We start from the raw sequence: 16,462 nt of genomic DNA on the forward strand, positions 1-16,462 counted from the left end.
GTGGTGTCTTGACCGCTTGACCAAGGGGCCTTATGGTTACCAACAGTACATTATCTTGCCCTGCCCTTAGTATATTACATTGTTTTTCTTATTTTGTCAACATAATTTTTATATAAAATATTTTTTTATTTTATAATATGTTTTTTCATAGCAAGATAATAAAAATCCTTTCAAACGTAGTTTGAAAGGATACTTTATTACTACTTGAATTTTCTTTTTCTTGCAGCTTCAGATTTCTTTTTTCTTTTAACACTTGGCTTTTCATAGTGCTCTCTTTTTCTTACTTCAGCAAGCACTCCAGCATTAGCGCATTTTCTTTTAAATCTACTTAAAGCTTGCTCTAATGATTCGTTTTCTCTAACCTTTATTTCTGACACTCTTAATTCCTCCCTTCGTCAGTGAAAATATATAAGTATTTAACACTGTGGGTTTACTTAAATCAATATTAATTATACAGTAACTCCTAAAATACTGTCAATATTGTATTATCACCATAAACCCCAAAGATTATTGATTTTTTTATAAATCACTTACATTTTTTCGTATTTTTTTACTTTTTTCACACTTCTTTGCTCATTTTTACATAATTTACTATAGCAATATCATGTAATATACTTAAAGTAAATATCAATTTTTATTTAATACTAAAATTTTAAGTCATTAAAAGACACCTTCTTTAGCTAACTATTTTTCAAACTTACTTTATTATGTTTACCAATTTCAGCTAAATATATTATTATTGAACTAATTATCAATGAAAAATAAAATTTTAAAATAATATCAACTACTTTATTGACTAAGGATTTAATTAATAAAAAAGATTAAGCATTCATACTTAATCTTTTTATTACTATAATAATTCTTTTCTTAGATTTTCTCCTGTTTTAGATAGTAAATAGCTAGGAGGGACATCAAAAATAGTATATGCTCCTCTCTTTCCTTCCTTATACATTCTAAATATGGCCCTAGCATAAGCTACTAGTACTGAACCTGTAAATTCAGGATTACTATCAAGAGATAGTTTAAATTCCATGACAAAATTATTTTCTCCACTATTACCTGAGCAAATTACAAAGCCCCCATGAGGCATTCCTCTATGTTCCTTTTTAAATTCTTCTTCAGTAATAAAATTCACTTCTGTTTCATATCCTGCAAAATAATAAGGCATATTTTTTATTGAGTTTTCTATAAAATATAAATCTGCTCCTTCTTCAGCAACTACATAGCATACTCTCTTATGCATTTTTCCGTCACTTAAAATAGGTTTTTCACCACCTCTAACTTTCTCTATCACCTCTTTTATAGGTATAGTGTATTGTATAGCCATTTTTACTCCCTTAATCCTTCTAATAGCATCAGAATGCCCCTGACTTACTCCCTTACCCCAAAATGTATATTCAGTACTATTAGGAATTATAGCCTTTCCTAATAATCTATTTAATGAAAATAAACCTGGATCCCATCCTACAGATAAAAGTGCTATTTTTTTATTTTCTTTGCATACTTCATCAACCTCTCTAAAATGCTCCTCTATTTTTGCATGAGTATCAAAACTATCTACCACATTAAAATATTTTGCTATTTCTGCACTTTGCTGTGGTAAATCAGTTGCTGACCCTCCACAAAGAATCATAACATCAATGCTACCAATATAATTTTTCATTTCTGAAATATGTAGAAGCTTTGAATTACTTATAATGTTTTTAGTATTTCTTCTAGTGAATATAGCTTCTAATTTTAAGTCATCATTGTTCATCAATGCCTTTTCAACGGCTCTTCCTAAATTTCCATACCCAACAATGCCAATATTAATTTTATTAACCATAATTTTTAATTCCCCAAATGAAAATTTTTTCATTTAATTTTACTATTGTATATTTTCTTTTATACCTTCTTTCTATAAATCTTTTTATATTATTCGTATAAAATTTGAATTTTATTATATTTAATGATAAACTACACTTGCATTACATGTGTATATACACAAGTAAACATATATTAAATTCTTATGTTTTTCTTTTTACGGGAGGAGATTTCATTATGAAAAAAATTAAAAACTTCTTAAACCATATATTCATCGATGGATTAAGCGGTATGGCTTTAGGATTATTTTCAACCTTAATAATTGGTACAATACTTCAGCAAATAGGTAATTTTATACCTAACCATATAGGAAATATTGTTTATACTATAGGAAAACTTGCTGCTTCTTGCACTTGCGCTGGTATTGGTATTGGTGTTGCCTATAAATTTAAAGAGAGTCCCCTTGTTACTATATCAGCTGCTGTAGCTAGTGTAATTGGAGGGTTCTCATCTAAAATATTATCAGGAGCTGTAATCACTGAAACTGGTGCCATATTGCTTGCAGGTCCTGGTGAACCTCTTGGTGCATTTATTGCTGCTTTAATTGGTATTGAAATTGGACATGTTATAAGTGGAAAGACAAAAATAGATATAATCATTACTCCACTTATTACTATACTAAGCGGATCAGCTGCTGGATTATTAATTGGTCCTTCAATTTCAAGATTTATGACATGGTTAGGAACTATTATAATGTTTGCTACAGAACAACAGCCTTTTATTATGGGCATACTAGTTTCTGTAATCATGGGTATACTTCTTACACTGCCAATAAGTTCTGCTGCCATTGGAGTAATTCTAAATTTAAATGGAATAACTGCCGGTGCTGCTACCGTAGGTTGCTGTTGTCAAATGGTTGGATTTGCTGTGGCCAGCTATAGAGAAAATAAATTTGGTGGCCTTTTAGCTCAAGGAATAGGTACTTCTATGTTACAAATTCCTAACATAATAAGAAAACCTGTAATTTGGCTTCCTGCAATAATATCCAGTGCTATTTTAGGACCTGTTTCTTCTGTTGTATTTAAAATGGCCAACAATGCCACAGGTTCTGGTATGGGATCAGCTGGATTTGTAGGACAAATCATGGCTTATGAAACTATGATTAGTTCATCATCTAGCAAAGTAGTAATCCTACAAATAGCCTTAATGCATTTCATTTTACCTGCATTATTAACATTGCTTATTTCTGAGTTTATGCGAAGAAAAGAATGGATAAAACAAGGGGATATGGCCTTAGATATCTAAATCATGGTAATACTACAAAACAAAGTAGCTAGTTTTGCTTTTATGCAATTCTAGCTACTTGTTTTATTTAAATTTTATTTATTATCAGTTTTCTTTTGAAAATCTTCATTATTAATGATAAAACGTTCATGAATTCCTTCACCAATTTTTCCACGCTCATCAAAAGCTTCAACTTTAAACACAAGTCTTCTTCTATCTACTTCTATAAGTTCAGTTTTTGCTGTAACTTCCATACCTATTGGCGTACTTGCAATATGTTTGATATTCATTGAAGTACCTACACTACCTTGCCCCTCTTCTAACTCACTTTCAATACTTTTATAGGCTGCCTCTTCCATAAGTGCTACCATAGCCGGCGTTGCATATACATTTAATGTTCCACTTCTTAAAGTCTTTGCAGTATTATTTTCACTTACTTTATCCTTCACTTCTCCAATTATTCCTACTTTAATCATTTTCTTTTCTCCTTCTTTTCTCATATCAAGATTTATATCTCTTTATATTTTTTCTTTAATCAATAATAATATTATAATACTAATAGTTACAAAAACCATAATAATACCTGCTAAACCTATAATATCTCCTAGTTTAATTATTCAGTAGTAATACCTTCAACAATTATTTTTTCAATAAAAAAGAGCCACACATTATTTTGTATGACTCTAAAATTACTTTTTTAAATTTATATCTCGCTTCTACTTAAGCAATAGTTTATATACAATAAATTTATTTTATAAATTCATTAAATATGTAAGTATTGCTGAAACTACTATTAAAATAGATAAATCAATAATAGCTAATTTCTTTTCTTTTTTTATAAATGCTATTACCATAGCAATAATTGCTACTATAATGTTAACAAGAGCTATTAATGGATTTGTAAATAATCCTCTTAAAAATATAGATTCTAGTAAATATAATGCTGTAATAACAAATAAAATGATATGCATTATTTTTACAAGCTTACTGTTATTCATAATGTCATCTCTCCGTTGATATAATTGTTTAATTATAAAAATATTTTACTATATAAATAAATGAATCTCAATATTTATTTATAAATTATCAATCATATATCATACCAATTGCTTTTTAACGCGAAAAAAGAACCATGTACTTTATGTTTTTTAATATTCCCATAAAACTTCTCTCAACCATTCAATTATTTTTCGTACTATTTAACCCTAATTTGTAATATAATAATTTTATTGTAAACTATTTACTTATAATTTATGGCGTGATATGATACTTTTCACAGTAAATAATAAGACTTTAAGGAGACACAATATTTGTTTAATATCAAACTAAAAGGTATTTATAAAAATGAAAATCAATTATTAAAGGGGAACTTACATAAAAATAGTATAATGTTTGATGAACCTAATAGTATTTCCGAATCATTCTTAAAGGGCTTCTTAATTTCAACCCCATTTTTTATTTTAGCAATTATTGCTTGTTATTTAAAAATTAAAACTAACAATATTTTTTCATTATCTTTTTTTAAAGATAATTTAGATTTAATTGCAATTTCAACATGTTTATCTTCTTTAATAAATTTATTTATACATGAATTTTTGCATGCTGTTTGTTTTCCTAAGGATAAAATTAAGGAGCTTTGGTTAAAACCTAATGAATTATCTGCATTCATATACTGTACTGCTCCATTAAAAAAGGCTAGATTTATTTGGTTTTGCCTATGTCCAAATATTATATTAGGTCTTCTTCCTCTACTTTTATGGTTTATAGGGACATTCGACTTTAATAAAACTTTATCTTTATTTATGCTTATTATAAGCTTTTTAAATTTACTATGCGGAATCGGTGATTACTATAATACATATTTAGTAATTAGACAAGTTCCTAAGAATGCTTTAGTACAAACTCATGGACTTAAAGCTTATTGGTTTATTCCTTAATAATTTTTTATTTTATTAATCTATTTCATTATATGCTATTTGCCTATTAATTTCCTAATAATCTCTTGAACATAAAAAAAGAGTCATGAATTTTTTCATCATGACTCTTTTCTTATATCACTTTATTAATTCTTCAGTTCCAATGTACATCTCAGCAGTAGAGTGTAACCAATCAACTTTGATATACTTCGTTTCTTGGACAGTCCTTGCATGAACAGTAGTAAAAAGCTTACTGCATCCTATACAGTCTTTGTAATCTCTTCATTATCATTCGTTATCACATGCCTAATAATCTTTTGAACATAAAAAAGAGCCATACAATTTTGCATGACTCTTAAATATATTCTTTTAACTTATATTCATGTTCTAACTACCATCTCAGCAGTAGGATGTTTCCAATCAACTATCGTTTCTTGGACATCCCTTGCATGGACAGTTGTAATAAGTTGACGTCATCCTATACAGTCTTAGTCAACTTAACAACAGTCTCAGCGTGAGGTGTGTTAGGGAACATGTCCTTAACTGTACTCTTTTCTACTTTGTAACCTGCTGCAAGTAGAGTTTCTAAGTTATCTACCATTGTCTTTGGATTACATGAAACATATATTATTTCTTTTGCATTGAATTTAATTACGTAATCTAATGCTTTTGGAGATACACCACTTCTTGGTGGATCTAAGATTATTATGTCTGGTTTAACTTTAACTTTTTTAATAGTTTCAGCTACATCACCAGCAATAAACTCACAGTTATCTAAACCATTTAGCTTAGCATTTTCTTTTGCTGCTTCAACAGCTTCTTCAATAAGTTCAAGACCAATAACCTTTTTAGCATTAGGTGCTGCTATTTGCCCTATAGTTCCTGTTCCACAATAAAGGTCAAACACAACTTTATTATCTCCATTTCCCATGAAATCTCTTACTATGCTGTAAAGAGATTCTGCTCCTCTAGAGTTAGTTTGGAAGAATGAGAATGGTGATATCTTAAATTTAAGACCTAATAATTCTTCTGTTATATAATCTCTACCATATAGTATATTAACTTTTTCAGGTACTACTGCATCTGAGAATGAATTATTTTCAGTATGTAATACTGATACTAATTGACCTTTATAAGTTTGTGATTTTAAAATTTCTGTATATTCACTTAAATCAAAATCTATTTGAGTAGTTGTAACAAGGTTTACCATAAGTTCTCCAGTATTAGATGCTTTTCTAACTACAAGATGTCTTAAGTATCCTTCTCTCTTCATTACTCTATAGTAAGGAAGGTTTTGCTTTCTAAAGTAATCTACTGTAAGTGTAAGAACTTTTCTAAAGTCTTCATCCACTATCATACAGTTGTCAACTGTATGCACACCAAAAGATTTACCTTTCATATGCATACCTAAAGTAAGCTCTCCACCTTTTTCTAAATCACCAAAAGTGAATTCCATCTTATTTCTATATTCCCAAGTATTTTCGCTACCTTTAACTCCAAGATACATTCCCATTGGAAGATCCTTACCTTCAAATAGCTCACATACTTCATCACTCAATAACTCTAATTGTTTTTCATAAGTTAAGTTTTGAGAGCTACATCCTCCACAAACACCAAAATGAGGACATGGTGCTTCTATTTCATATGGCGCTTTTTCTAAAACTTCCACAAGTTTTACATCTGCATATGCATCTCTTTTTTTCTTTACAGTTCCTTTTATAGTTTGACCTGGGAAAGCCCCTTTAATATATAATTTTTTACCTTCAAATTCGCTTATCCCAACTGAAGGAAATTCTGTTTTTTCAATTTTTACTGTAACTTGGCTTCCTCTTTTCATAGTCCACTCCTATTTATATTTATTCATCATAAGCATATTATCTTAATACAAATTTTCTTCCTAATGTTTTACCGCCTAAAAATTCTTGTACTAAAGGATAATATAACACATTACTTACAATAAACACAATAAGGAACATTTCCTCTCTCATAACTATTTTATAACCTGCAACCTTAAATATTAACGAAATTGCTAAATATAATATTAACGCAATAACCACTGCCACTATTTGGTCTACAATACCACTTAAAATATTTTTAATAAACCTAATTACTTTTCCATCTTCTTTTAAAACAGTATCTACTACTATTTCTTCTGATGTCCCTTCTTCAATATTTTCCTCTAAATTTTCAAATTCATCTTTATTATTCATTTATTATCTCCTCCATTTTTTATTTAAAGTTATACTCTTTACTTTCTAATGTATAAATTAAATAATCATCTGTTATAGTTATTGTTTCTGATAATCCATCAAGTTTATTTTCAATTTTATTTACTCCTGAACTATTAGTGATTATATCATATATTTCTTTATTTAATTCAGTATAATCCCTATTCTCTTCCCCTGTAAAGGCTTCTGAGAAAGCTTTTATAGCTGTATTTTCAAATTTGAATTCTCCTTCTTCTTTTATTGCTTTATTATCAAGGTTAAATCCAATTTTTAATACCAGCTTACCAGAAGATAAATCATTTCCATATTGAACTAATTCATATGTCATACTTTCTATTCTGTTGCTTTCTGGTTCTGGTATTTCTAAATATAGACCATTTCTATTTACAGTTGTTCCATTTTCATCTTTAACTTCTTCATGTAAACTATATTCATCTTGTACTTTTAGTATAGTACATATATCTTCTATTCTGTGTAATATTTCTTCATGTAAATTTTGAACTTCATTTCTAGAGTAATCAGTTGCCCATGTACCTTCAGCTTGTATATTTTCTATAACTCTAGCTTTATTATCCTCTAATGAAATACTAATATTATCTTTATTAGTACATGATACCATAGTCATCATTAATAATCCGCTTAAAATAATTGAAATTCTCTTTTTATTCATAAATTACCTCTTCTTCCATCGATAAAAGTTTTTATGATTTCTTAAATCCAATATATTATAACATTTCAAAAAGTTATTTTAAAGTTTTAGCACTAATCTTTAAATAAAATTCATATGTCAAATACTTATAAAGTTATTTGCTCTTTTATCTTTTCAAAAGTCTTATCACCTATTCCATCAACATTTTTTAATTCCTCTAAAGATTTGAAACCTCCATTAGCTTCTCTATAATCAATTATGCTTTGTGCTTTTATATCTCCAATTCCTGTTATCTTCTTAAGTTGTTCTAAATCTGCTGTATTTATATTTATTAATGTACTGCTTTTGCTATCATTGTCAGTGCTATTTCCGCTAGATACACTACTATTTTGAACTACACTACTTTCTGTTTCATCATTAATATTGCCAATAATAATAAGTTCATGATTCACCAGTTCTTCTGCTCTATTGATGCAGCTTAAATCTGCCTCTTCTGTGACTCCCCCTGCCATGTCAATTAGATCTTTAATAATACTTCCTTCTTCTAATTGATAAACATCCGGTCTTGCAACTTCTCCTTTTATTTCAACTACTATTTTATTTTTCTCTAAATTGTTCTCATTGCTATTATCAGTATTTTCTTTCATGGATGAATCATATTCCATATTATCATTGCTTTCCTCTGTAAATATTTCCGTCATATATTCTTCCTTAAAAGCATTGCTACTATTTTGTTTATATAAAAATATTGAAGCAATAAAAATAATAATACTAACTATAGTTAAGCCTATAATCTTTTTATTTTTTAAATCAATCATTTTCTCCCACCTTTTTTATAATATTTAATTATTAACATATATATTAAATTTAATCCGAATTTTCGGTAATTTTCGTACATATCAATGGAATTTATATATAATCTTTGCTAAAATGAAACAGAATAAAAATATATACGGGAGATACTTATGGGGAAATATATAAAAAAAATAATTGCTTCACTTTTTATTTTTGTTATTTTAATTTGGAATATAGACATGATCAATGCCAATGCTTACGTTAGTGAAGTACCAGAATTAAATGCACAAGGTGTGTGCTTAATTGATGGATATACTGGAGATATTCTCTATGAAAAAAATTCTGATGTTCAATTTGAACCAGCATCTACAACAAAAGTAATGACGGCAATAATTACTTTAGAAAATTGTTCACTTACTGAACAAGTTACCATTGGAGAAAATCCTCCTTATGCAGATGGAAGTTCCATGGGACTTCAGGAAGGTGAAGTTTACACTGTTGAAGAGCTACTTATAGGACTTTTATTACCTTCTGCCAATGATGCTGCTGAGGCACTTGCTGAACATGTAGGAGGCTCAGTGGAAAATTTCGCTAAAATGATGACAGCAAAAGCACATGAAATTGGTGCTGTAAATACTACATTTAAAAATCCTAGCGGATTGCATGAAGAAGGACATCTTACTACAGCTCATGATTTAGCTTTAATATTACAATACGCAGCTGAATATAATGATTTCGTTAGAATATCGCAAATCGATGAATATTATTATAAAAATCATCCTTATTCAGATGGTAGTGAACGTTGGGCAATAAATGGTAACAATTGTGCACCTTATTCAAGTTATGCACAATATAACTACCCTGAATATGTTTATGATTATCTTTTTACTGGGAAGACTGGATGGACTGATGAAGCTAATCATACTTATGTAGCAGCGGCAAAGAAGGATTCTCAATATTTAATTGCTGCTTTTCTAAATGCAGATAATAAAGCTGAACACTATGGAAGCGTTGGTCCTTTGTTTGATTGGGGATTTGAAAACTTTATTACTAAAAAAATAGTTTCTTTAGGGGAAACTTTAGATAGTTATGTAATTAATAATGATGTTACTATTCCATTAACAAGCGATAGAGATATATATTATACTTTCTTATCTACCGATAATTTATCTCCATCTATAACTGTTAATTATGCTAAGAAAGATTATTCTACTCAAACTATTAACAAAGGGGACATACTATTTGAAAATGCCTCACTTTTAGTAAATGGAAGTACATATACCAATGTTAATTTGGTAAGTGCAGGTTCAAGAATTTACACTACTTCTGTAAATGTAGAAGAAACGGTAAATAGTATATCTTCAAAGAAATTTTTTAAGCCTTCATTAATTGCTATAGTTATTATCTTAATAATACTTTTTTTTAATATAAGAAGAAGTATAAGAAGAAAAATCCAATATAACAAACGTAGAAGAAGTATAAGAAGAAAACATAGATTTTAATATTTACAAACAAAATAAGTGAGTCCAAAATTGGACTCACTTATTTTGCTTCTTTTAAGTTTGCTATTAATTTTTCTATATCTGCTGGAAGTTTTGCTGTCAATGCTAATTCATCTTTTGTTCTTGGCGATTGGAACTTTAATTTATAAGCATGTAGTGCCTGCCTACTGATTAAACCACTATCATCTGTCTCACCATATAAAGTGTCACCATAAATAGGATGGCCCATTGCTTTCATATGAACTCTAATTTGATGAGTTCTTCCAGTTTCTAAAAGACATTCAACAAGTTCAGCATCTTTATAGCTTTCTATTACCTTGTAATGAGTTATGCTTCTTTGACCTCTTTCATCTATGACCCTAGCCATAACTCCTTCAATTTCTGGTCTATATATAGGAAGATCTATTGTCCCTTCCTTTTCTGAGAAATGACCATGAACTAAAGCTAAATAGCGTTTTTCTACATTATTATTTTGCATTTGATTGGATAATTCGCTATGAGCATATTGGTTCTTTGCCACTATTATAAGACCTGATGTATCCATGTCTAATCTACTTACTAACCTTACTATACAATCTTGATTACTTTCTTTAAAATAATATAGCAATCCATTAGCAAGGGTTCCACTTTGATATCTTTTAGTTGGATGTACCACCATGTTAGGTGACTTATTAATAACTATGATATCTTTATCTTCATATACTATATCAAGATCTATTTTCTCAGGAGTAATATTTTGACTTTCCTTCTTGGCTAGATTTATCACAATCTCATCATTTTCTTTTAATACATAGTTCATCTTAACAGGATTATTATTTACTAATATCCTCTTATCAATTGATGCACCTTTTATAAGTCTTGATGATAATCCCATCTTTTCCTTTAAGAATTCTCTTATTTTTCTTCCTTCAAAGTTCTTATCTACTTTTTCTTCTAAAGTACTCATTAAACTCCTCCATCATAATATAAATTAATTATAGTCTTCACCTAAAATTATAATTGCATCATATTCAGGGTAATCACTTGCGTCCTTACTTGTCTTACTTATACCTGTATCACTTTTTAAAATTTCCCTAAGCTCACTATCTTTACATATTATAATTGACTTATTAGTTGCCTCTCCATTATCTATAGTAACATTTGCATATCCTATTTCCTGAAGATCACTTCTGAAGCTGCCTGCTAATCCATTAGTATTAGTTCCATTTAAAACTAAAATATTATAGCTAGTCCTATCTACTGAAGATATGGCTACTCCAGACTGAAGAGCATCTAATATATCTGCATTATAACTTTTTTCAACCACTAAAAATGATTGACCGTAAATTTCTTCATCATATCCTTGCAATGTATGCATACTTATTCCTGAATTATTTACAATCTTTAAGGCATACTTAAGTATTTGGCTACCGCTCATATTAGTTACTACATTAGATTTTACAGCATTCATCACATCTGGTACATCTAACAAAATAAGTGGATTCATTAGCTTTTTAAATAAAGCCTGCATGAACCTTTGTTGATTTGATATTCTTCCTAAATCTCCATCAACAAACCCGCTTCCATCATTATTTTTTCTCCATCTGATAAATTCTTCAGCTTTTTTACCATCAAGAAGAACTGTATCACCTTCTGTAAAATGAATATGAAGATCTTGTGCATCATCATCATAATCCATATTTCTATCTATATACATTTCTATTCCGCCAATGGCATCTATTATACTTCTAAAAGCTTGATAATCTATTTCAACAATATAATTTATATTTATTTCTAATAAATTTTCAACCTGCATCACAAGTTCATCTTCTCCACCTAATGCATAAGCAGCATTTATCTTCCAATACGGAATATAGTTTCCGTCAGAATCATAAGCATCTTCCACTTCTATAAGTGTATCTCTCGGTATTGATACTATATTAACAGCATCTGTAACAGGATTATAATTGAAAACCATTATAGTATCTGTTCTTCTAATCCCAACATTACCTTCCTGATCTACATCCCCTATATCCATACCTACCACTAATATGTTTAATGATTCATTTTTAGCTGGCTGTTTTCCGCCTCCAAGGTTATCTGTCTTTAAGCCAAAAATAAATGATAAAGCATATATTGCGGCAAAAGCTATAAGTAAGAAAATTAATATTACAAATGAAGCTACTGCCCTTTTTCTTTGAGCTTTTTTCTTTGCTTTTCTTCTAGCTTCTTTCCTTTTTTCCATTTTTACTCTTTCAGCTTTGCTAAGGACATGAGCATTAGGTCTTTTTTTCTTTGCAACATTATCACTTTTTTTATCATCTTTATGTGTAGCCATACTAATTACCTCACAAATAATTTTATATATTTATTTATAATTATTATACAATAAATAATTTCTTGCTTTAACTGTATTTATATCAATTAAACACCCTTTTTCAAGTAAATATTTTATTGTATGAGTTAAAGCATTTAGCATAGCTTTATCTAAATCATCTTTGCTATCATTTCTTAATTCTTCTACCCCTGAAAAATCTCTTGATGGCTCAATCATATCTGCTAAATATATTATCTTATCAAGCTTTGACATATTTTCTTTTCCTGTAGTATGCCATCTTATAGCACTTAATATTTCTTCATCTTCTATTTCAAAATGTTCTCTAGCCACTATAGGCCCTACAATAGAATGCCATAATTCTCTTGTATTTTTCTCATCAAAACTTAAGTTTATGTTATTTTTATCTATAACTTCTAGCAATTCCTGTGGCGATAAGTTTTTTGCTATATCATGGGCTAAAGCTGCTATTTCAGCTTTTTTAATATCTACTCCGTATATTTTAGCTAAGCTTTTAGCTGTTTCAACTACACCTAAAGTATGTAGATATCTTCCCTTTACCAGATTTTCTTCCAAATACTTCTTCATGAATTCAATATCTTTCATTAATTAGTCCCCCCTATAAAAATCATTATCATTTATATATTCTAAAACTTTATTAGGAAGGAAGAAGTCTACCCTCTTTCCTTCCTTGATTCTTTTTCTTATTATAGTTGAAGAAATATCTATAGACATAATATCAAGCAGCACTATTTCTGCTTGATATTTATTTTCTAGATATTCCTTTTGACTTTTTAATGTTTCTCTATTAAATTCTCCCCTGTTAAATACTACAAAGGTACAACTATTTAATACTTCTTTAGTATTTTTCCACTTTTCAATATCCATTAAGGAATCAGCTCCAGCTATAAAGTACAGCTTAAGATCATCTTCCTTAAGAGCATTTAAAGTTTCATAAGTATAACTATATCCATTTTTCTCTATTTCATAAGAATTGATTTCAAATCCTTCATAACCTTCTATGGCTTTTCTTACCATCTCATATCTAAATTTTGCATCAATTATTGTATTCTTTTTATGAGGTGGATTTCCTGCTGGCATAAATATAACCTTATCTAAATTCAATTGCTCTTTTGCTTCATAAGCAATATATAAATGTGCTAAATGAATAGGATTAAAAGTTCCTCCCATTATACCATACTTCTTCATAGTATTACTTCTTTCCTGCTACAGGTAATTCTATTGTTGGCTTTTTCTTTGATTGTTTAAATAATACTATCTTACTTCCAATGGCTTGAACTCCCTCGCATCCTATTGCTTCACAAATTTCATTTGATGCTTCTCTTGCATCTAATCCACTGTTTTCTAAAACTTTTATCTTTATTAACTCTCTTTTTTCTAATGCATCTTCAAGTTGCTTTAAGAAAGCTTCTTCTATTCCACCTTTTCCAATTTGGAATATTGGTTGCATAGTATTTGCTAACCCTCTTAAATATGCTCTTTGTTTACTCGTTATCATATTTTAATCCTCCTATAAAATGTACTCAAATTCAAAGTCATTTAAGCTAACCATATCTCCATCTTTAATTCCCATTTCTCTTAATTCATTAAATACGCCCTTATTGTTAAGAACCTTATGGAAGTATCTTAATGAATCTGCATCATGGATATTAACTGAAGCTAGTAATCTGTCTACAAATGAACCTGAAACATAATATGTATCGTACTCTTCACCATGTTCAACATTAATTTCATATGTGAATTTCTTTTCTTCAGGTATATATCTTTCTTCATCAGCAATTTCTAAATCTGCAAATGGAATTTCTGTTAGCATTCTTCCTGCTTCTTTTATTACTTCTTCCACACCTGATTTAGTAGCTGCAGACATCTTATAAACCTTATCAAATCCTAATTCGTTAACTTTTTTCTTAAAGTCTTCAAATATTGATTCATCATATAACATATCAGCCTTATTTGCTACTACTATTTGTGGTCTATCCCAAAGCTTAACAGAATATTTCTTAAGCTCTTCATTGATTTTCACGAAATCTTCAAAGGCATCTCTTCCTTCAACCCCTGAAATATCAACAACATGTATAAGAAGTCTAGTTCTTTCTATATGTCTTAAGAATGCTAATCCTAAACCAACACCTTCAGCAGCTCCTTCAATGATACCTGGAATATCAGCCATAACAAAGGCATTCATTCCTTCAGCTTTAACAACACCTAAATTTGGCTTTAATGTTGTAAAGTGATAGTTAGCTATCTTTGGCTTAGCAGCTGTTACTGTTGATAATAACGTTGATTTACCTACATTAGGGAATCCAACTAAACCAACGTCAGCTAATAATTTTAATTCTAATATTAAGTTAAACTCTTCACCTGGCATTCCTGGTTCAGCAAAGTGTGGTGCCTGTCTTGTAGGTGTACAGAATTTACAGTTTCCTTTACCACCTTTACCACCTCTAGCTAAAACGAATTCATCATCTTTATGTGATAAATCCACGATGATTTTGTTTGATTCAGCTTCTCTTATTATTGTTCCCATTGGTACTTTAATAACAAGATCTTCTCCATCTTTTCCGTAACATTTTGAACCTTGACCATTTCCACCATCAGCTGCTACGAATTTCTTTTTATATTTAAAGTCTAAAAGTGTAGTTAATCCTGTATCTACGATAAACTTTACACTTCCGCCTTTTCCACCATCTCCACCATCCGGTCCTCCAAGTGGAACATACTTTTCTCTTCTAAAAGTTACAGCACCATTTCCACCGTTACCAGACTTAACGTATATCTTGGCTCTATCTATAAACATATATTATCCTCCAATCGTTCTTATTTTCAGAAATAATAAAACTTTTTATTTATTATTCCCACAACAAGCTTTTTTTAAATTATGAATTATGAACTTATATAATGATGAATGATGAGTGATGAATGATGAATTGTGGAATAAACTCCTTAAAGGAGTTTAGAAAAAATATATTTATTTAGAAATTCTACGAATTTCATCCTTAATTCATAATTCATAATTCATCATTTGAAATTTATAATTCATAATTATCTAAGTATAGTAATAAAAGCACCCATACGGGTGCTTTTATTATAAAAATTATTCTGCTATTTCTTCAACTTGTACTGGGTATACAGAAACTTTTTTCTTGTCTCTTCCCATTCTTTCGAATTTAACAATTCCGTCTACTGTAGCAAATAGAGTATCATCTCCACCTTTTCCTACGTTAACACCTGGGTGGATTTTAGTTCCTCTTTGTCTATAAAGGATGTTTCCAGCTAAAACGAATTCTCCGTCTGCAGCCTTAGCACCTAATCTTTTAGATTCAGAATCTCTACCGTTCTTTGAGCTACCTACCCCTTTTTTGTGGGCAAATAATTGAAGGTTCATCATTAACATATCTTTACACCTCCTCGTACATAAATTTTATATATTTATTCCGTTTATTTTTCCCTAAACTTGCATCAAGAGACATAATTACACTTTCAATACTTTTTTCAAAGGTTAAAAGTAAAGTTTGTCCTTGCATTATCATTTCTTCATTAAGAGTAGATAAATCCAATGATAAGAAACCATCGTTTATCTCATACTTTACAGGAAGTTTAAGCACTTCTACCATACCAATTAAGGTACCTTGAGATAATACTGAAACAGAATTGCATATCATATCGTACGCATCACCAATGGTGTTTTCCATTTCCTTTCTTGATAAAGCATGGCCTTCAATCTTAAATCCAATTGATAAACTATCATGTTTAAAACTAACAACTTTAATCATAACTTAAAATTAAGCTTCGATTTTTTCGATAACTAATTTAGTGTATGGTTGTCTGTGTCCAGTTTTCTTTCTGTAATCCTTCTTTGGTTTGTACTTGAAAACTGTGATTTTCTTAGCTTTACCTTGAGCTGCAACTTTTGCTACAACCTTAGCTCCTTCAACAACTGGAGTTCCAAC

General features: G+C 29.5%; 20 protein-coding genes. 3 read left to right on the forward strand and 17 right to left on the reverse strand.

Annotated elements, in window-relative coordinates:
* Positions 1–200 precede the first annotated feature (200 nt).
* Together rpsU and Q5O44_RS11075 are read right to left on the reverse strand one after the other, a co-directional pair.
* A complete protein-coding gene (gene rpsU / locus Q5O44_RS11070) occupies positions 201–377 on the reverse strand; it encodes a 30S ribosomal protein S21 (protein WP_022168490.1) in 177 nt (58 codons plus the stop codon).
* Between the two features lie 473 nt (positions 378–850).
* Positions 851–1,825 carry a diaminopimelate dehydrogenase gene (locus Q5O44_RS11075; RefSeq protein ID WP_022168491.1) on the reverse strand — a complete coding sequence of 325 codons (975 nt, stop codon included), beginning with the start codon at positions 1,823–1,825 and terminating at the stop codon, positions 851–853.
* A gap of 215 nt (positions 1,826–2,040) precedes the next feature.
* Between Q5O44_RS11075 and Q5O44_RS11080 the strand changes: the two genes are divergently transcribed.
* Positions 2,041–3,108: a PTS transporter subunit IIC gene (locus tag Q5O44_RS11080; protein WP_022168492.1), complete on the forward strand. Its 1,068-nt coding sequence runs from the start codon at positions 2,041–2,043 to the stop codon at positions 3,106–3,108.
* Positions 3,109–3,182: 74 nt separating this feature from the next.
* Here the strand turns inward: Q5O44_RS11080 and Q5O44_RS11085 are convergent, their stop codons facing one another.
* Both Q5O44_RS11085 and Q5O44_RS11090 read right to left on the reverse strand, forming a co-directional pair.
* Positions 3,183–3,563, reverse strand: a complete 381-nt coding sequence (locus Q5O44_RS11085) for a thioesterase family protein (RefSeq protein ID WP_022168493.1) — start codon at positions 3,561–3,563, stop codon at positions 3,183–3,185.
* 276 nt (positions 3,564–3,839) lie between these two features.
* Entirely contained in the window at positions 3,840–4,085 is a 246-nt protein-coding gene (locus Q5O44_RS11090; protein ID WP_022168494.1) for a hypothetical protein, read from the reverse strand.
* 312 nt (positions 4,086–4,397) lie between these two features.
* Here Q5O44_RS11090 and Q5O44_RS11095 point away from each other — a divergent pair, with 312 nt between their 5' ends.
* The gene (locus Q5O44_RS11095) at positions 4,398–5,024 is read left to right on the forward strand and encodes a DUF3267 domain-containing protein (protein WP_022168495.1); all 627 of its coding nucleotides are present in this window, start codon (positions 4,398–4,400) and stop codon (positions 5,022–5,024) included.
* A gap of 457 nt (positions 5,025–5,481) precedes the next feature.
* On the opposite strand, the gene rlmD is transcribed toward Q5O44_RS11095, so the two are convergent.
* From rlmD to Q5O44_RS11115, 4 genes are all read right to left on the reverse strand, one after another.
* Entirely contained in the window at positions 5,482–6,840 is a 1,359-nt protein-coding gene (rlmD, locus tag Q5O44_RS11100) for a 23S rRNA (uracil(1939)-C(5))-methyltransferase RlmD (protein ID WP_022168496.1), read from the reverse strand.
* A gap of 37 nt (positions 6,841–6,877) precedes the next feature.
* Positions 6,878–7,213, reverse strand: coding sequence for a hypothetical protein (locus Q5O44_RS11105; protein WP_022168497.1), 336 nt, complete (start codon positions 7,211–7,213; stop codon positions 6,878–6,880).
* A 19-nt stretch (positions 7,214–7,232) separates the two neighbouring features.
* Positions 7,233–7,901: a hypothetical protein gene (locus tag Q5O44_RS11110; RefSeq protein WP_022168498.1), complete on the reverse strand. Its 669-nt coding sequence runs from the start codon at positions 7,899–7,901 to the stop codon at positions 7,233–7,235.
* A 125-nt stretch (positions 7,902–8,026) separates the two neighbouring features.
* Positions 8,027–8,698, reverse strand: coding sequence for a ComEA family DNA-binding protein (locus Q5O44_RS11115; protein ID WP_022168499.1), 672 nt, complete (start codon positions 8,696–8,698; stop codon positions 8,027–8,029).
* A 147-nt stretch (positions 8,699–8,845) separates the two neighbouring features.
* Between Q5O44_RS11115 and Q5O44_RS11120 the strand changes: the two genes are divergently transcribed.
* Positions 8,846–10,177: a D-alanyl-D-alanine carboxypeptidase family protein gene (locus tag Q5O44_RS11120; protein ID WP_022168500.1), complete on the forward strand. Its 1,332-nt coding sequence runs from the start codon at positions 8,846–8,848 to the stop codon at positions 10,175–10,177.
* Between the two features lie 40 nt (positions 10,178–10,217).
* On the opposite strand, the gene Q5O44_RS11125 is transcribed toward Q5O44_RS11120, so the two are convergent.
* From Q5O44_RS11125 to rplU, 9 genes are all read right to left on the reverse strand, one after another.
* On the reverse strand, positions 10,218–11,123 hold the full coding sequence (locus Q5O44_RS11125) for an RluA family pseudouridine synthase (RefSeq protein ID WP_022168501.1): 906 nt from the start codon (positions 11,121–11,123) through the stop codon (positions 10,218–10,220).
* 24 nt (positions 11,124–11,147) lie between these two features.
* Positions 11,148–12,494, reverse strand: coding sequence for an LCP family protein (locus Q5O44_RS11130; protein WP_022168502.1), 1,347 nt, complete (start codon positions 12,492–12,494; stop codon positions 11,148–11,150).
* A 30-nt stretch (positions 12,495–12,524) separates the two neighbouring features.
* Positions 12,525–13,097, reverse strand: a complete 573-nt coding sequence (gene yqeK, locus Q5O44_RS11135) for a bis(5'-nucleosyl)-tetraphosphatase (symmetrical) YqeK (protein ID WP_022168503.1) — start codon at positions 13,095–13,097, stop codon at positions 12,525–12,527.
* A 3-nt stretch (positions 13,098–13,100) separates the two neighbouring features.
* On the reverse strand, positions 13,101–13,700 hold the full coding sequence (nadD, locus tag Q5O44_RS11140) for a nicotinate-nucleotide adenylyltransferase (RefSeq protein WP_022168504.1): 600 nt from the start codon (positions 13,698–13,700) through the stop codon (positions 13,101–13,103).
* A 4-nt stretch (positions 13,701–13,704) separates the two neighbouring features.
* Entirely contained in the window at positions 13,705–14,010 is a 306-nt protein-coding gene (gene yhbY, locus Q5O44_RS11145; RefSeq protein ID WP_022168505.1) for a ribosome assembly RNA-binding protein YhbY, read from the reverse strand.
* A 12-nt stretch (positions 14,011–14,022) separates the two neighbouring features.
* Positions 14,023–15,309 (reverse strand): GTPase ObgE, encoded by a 1,287-nt coding sequence (gene obgE / locus Q5O44_RS11150; RefSeq protein WP_022168506.1) that lies wholly within the window; start codon positions 15,307–15,309, stop codon positions 14,023–14,025.
* 297 nt (positions 15,310–15,606) lie between these two features.
* Positions 15,607–15,906 (reverse strand): 50S ribosomal protein L27, encoded by a 300-nt coding sequence (rpmA, locus tag Q5O44_RS11155; RefSeq protein WP_022168507.1) that lies wholly within the window; start codon positions 15,904–15,906, stop codon positions 15,607–15,609.
* A gap of 4 nt (positions 15,907–15,910) precedes the next feature.
* Positions 15,911–16,285 (reverse strand): ribosomal-processing cysteine protease Prp, encoded by a 375-nt coding sequence (locus Q5O44_RS11160; RefSeq protein WP_022168508.1) that lies wholly within the window; start codon positions 16,283–16,285, stop codon positions 15,911–15,913.
* Between the two features lie 9 nt (positions 16,286–16,294).
* The coding region (gene rplU / locus Q5O44_RS11165; RefSeq protein WP_302637898.1) for a 50S ribosomal protein L21 at positions 16,295–16,462 on the reverse strand (168 nt) is incomplete at its 5' end.

Origin of the sequence: Clostridium sp. CAG:221 (assembly GCA_000435835.1) — a bacterium.
GTDB lineage: Bacteria > Bacillota > Clostridia > Clostridiales > Clostridiaceae > Clostridium.

Bases quoted from the DNA above. Each gene is read 5' to 3' on its own strand.
- Q5O44_RS11075 (WP_022168491.1), bottom strand. From the start codon at position 1,825: ATGGTTAATAAAATTAATATTGGCATTGTTGGGTATGGAAATTTAGGA.
- Q5O44_RS11080 (WP_022168492.1), top strand. From the start codon at position 2,041: ATGAAAAAAATTAAAAACTTCTTAAACCATATATTCATCGATGGATTA.
- Q5O44_RS11085 (WP_022168493.1), bottom strand. From the start codon at position 3,563: ATGATTAAAGTAGGAATAATTGGAGAAGTGAAGGATAAAGTAAGTGAA.
- Q5O44_RS11090 (WP_022168494.1), bottom strand. From the start codon at position 4,085: ATGAATAACAGTAAGCTTGTAAAAATAATGCATATCATTTTATTTGTT.
- rlmD (WP_022168496.1), bottom strand. From the start codon at position 6,840: ATGAAAAGAGGAAGCCAAGTTACAGTAAAAATTGAAAAAACAGAATTT.
- Q5O44_RS11105 (WP_022168497.1), bottom strand. From the start codon at position 7,213: ATGAATAATAAAGATGAATTTGAAAATTTAGAGGAAAATATTGAAGAA.
- Q5O44_RS11110 (WP_022168498.1), bottom strand. From the start codon at position 7,901: ATGAATAAAAAGAGAATTTCAATTATTTTAAGCGGATTATTAATGATG.
- Q5O44_RS11115 (WP_022168499.1), bottom strand. From the start codon at position 8,698: ATGATTGATTTAAAAAATAAAAAGATTATAGGCTTAACTATAGTTAGT.
- Q5O44_RS11120 (WP_022168500.1), top strand. From the start codon at position 8,846: ATGGGGAAATATATAAAAAAAATAATTGCTTCACTTTTTATTTTTGTT.
- Q5O44_RS11125 (WP_022168501.1), bottom strand. From the start codon at position 11,123: ATGAGTACTTTAGAAGAAAAAGTAGATAAGAACTTTGAAGGAAGAAAA.
- Q5O44_RS11130 (WP_022168502.1), bottom strand. From the start codon at position 12,494: ATGGCTACACATAAAGATGATAAAAAAAGTGATAATGTTGCAAAGAAA.
- yqeK (WP_022168503.1), bottom strand. From the start codon at position 13,097: ATGAAAGATATTGAATTCATGAAGAAGTATTTGGAAGAAAATCTGGTA.
- nadD (WP_022168504.1), bottom strand. From the start codon at position 13,700: ATGAAGAAGTATGGTATAATGGGAGGAACTTTTAATCCTATTCATTTA.
- yhbY (WP_022168505.1), bottom strand. From the start codon at position 14,010: ATGATAACGAGTAAACAAAGAGCATATTTAAGAGGGTTAGCAAATACT.
- obgE (WP_022168506.1), bottom strand. From the start codon at position 15,309: ATGTTTATAGATAGAGCCAAGATATACGTTAAGTCTGGTAACGGTGGA.
- rpmA (WP_022168507.1), bottom strand. From the start codon at position 15,906: ATGTTAATGATGAACCTTCAATTATTTGCCCACAAAAAAGGGGTAGGT.
- Q5O44_RS11160 (WP_022168508.1), bottom strand. From the start codon at position 16,285: ATGATTAAAGTTGTTAGTTTTAAACATGATAGTTTATCAATTGGATTT.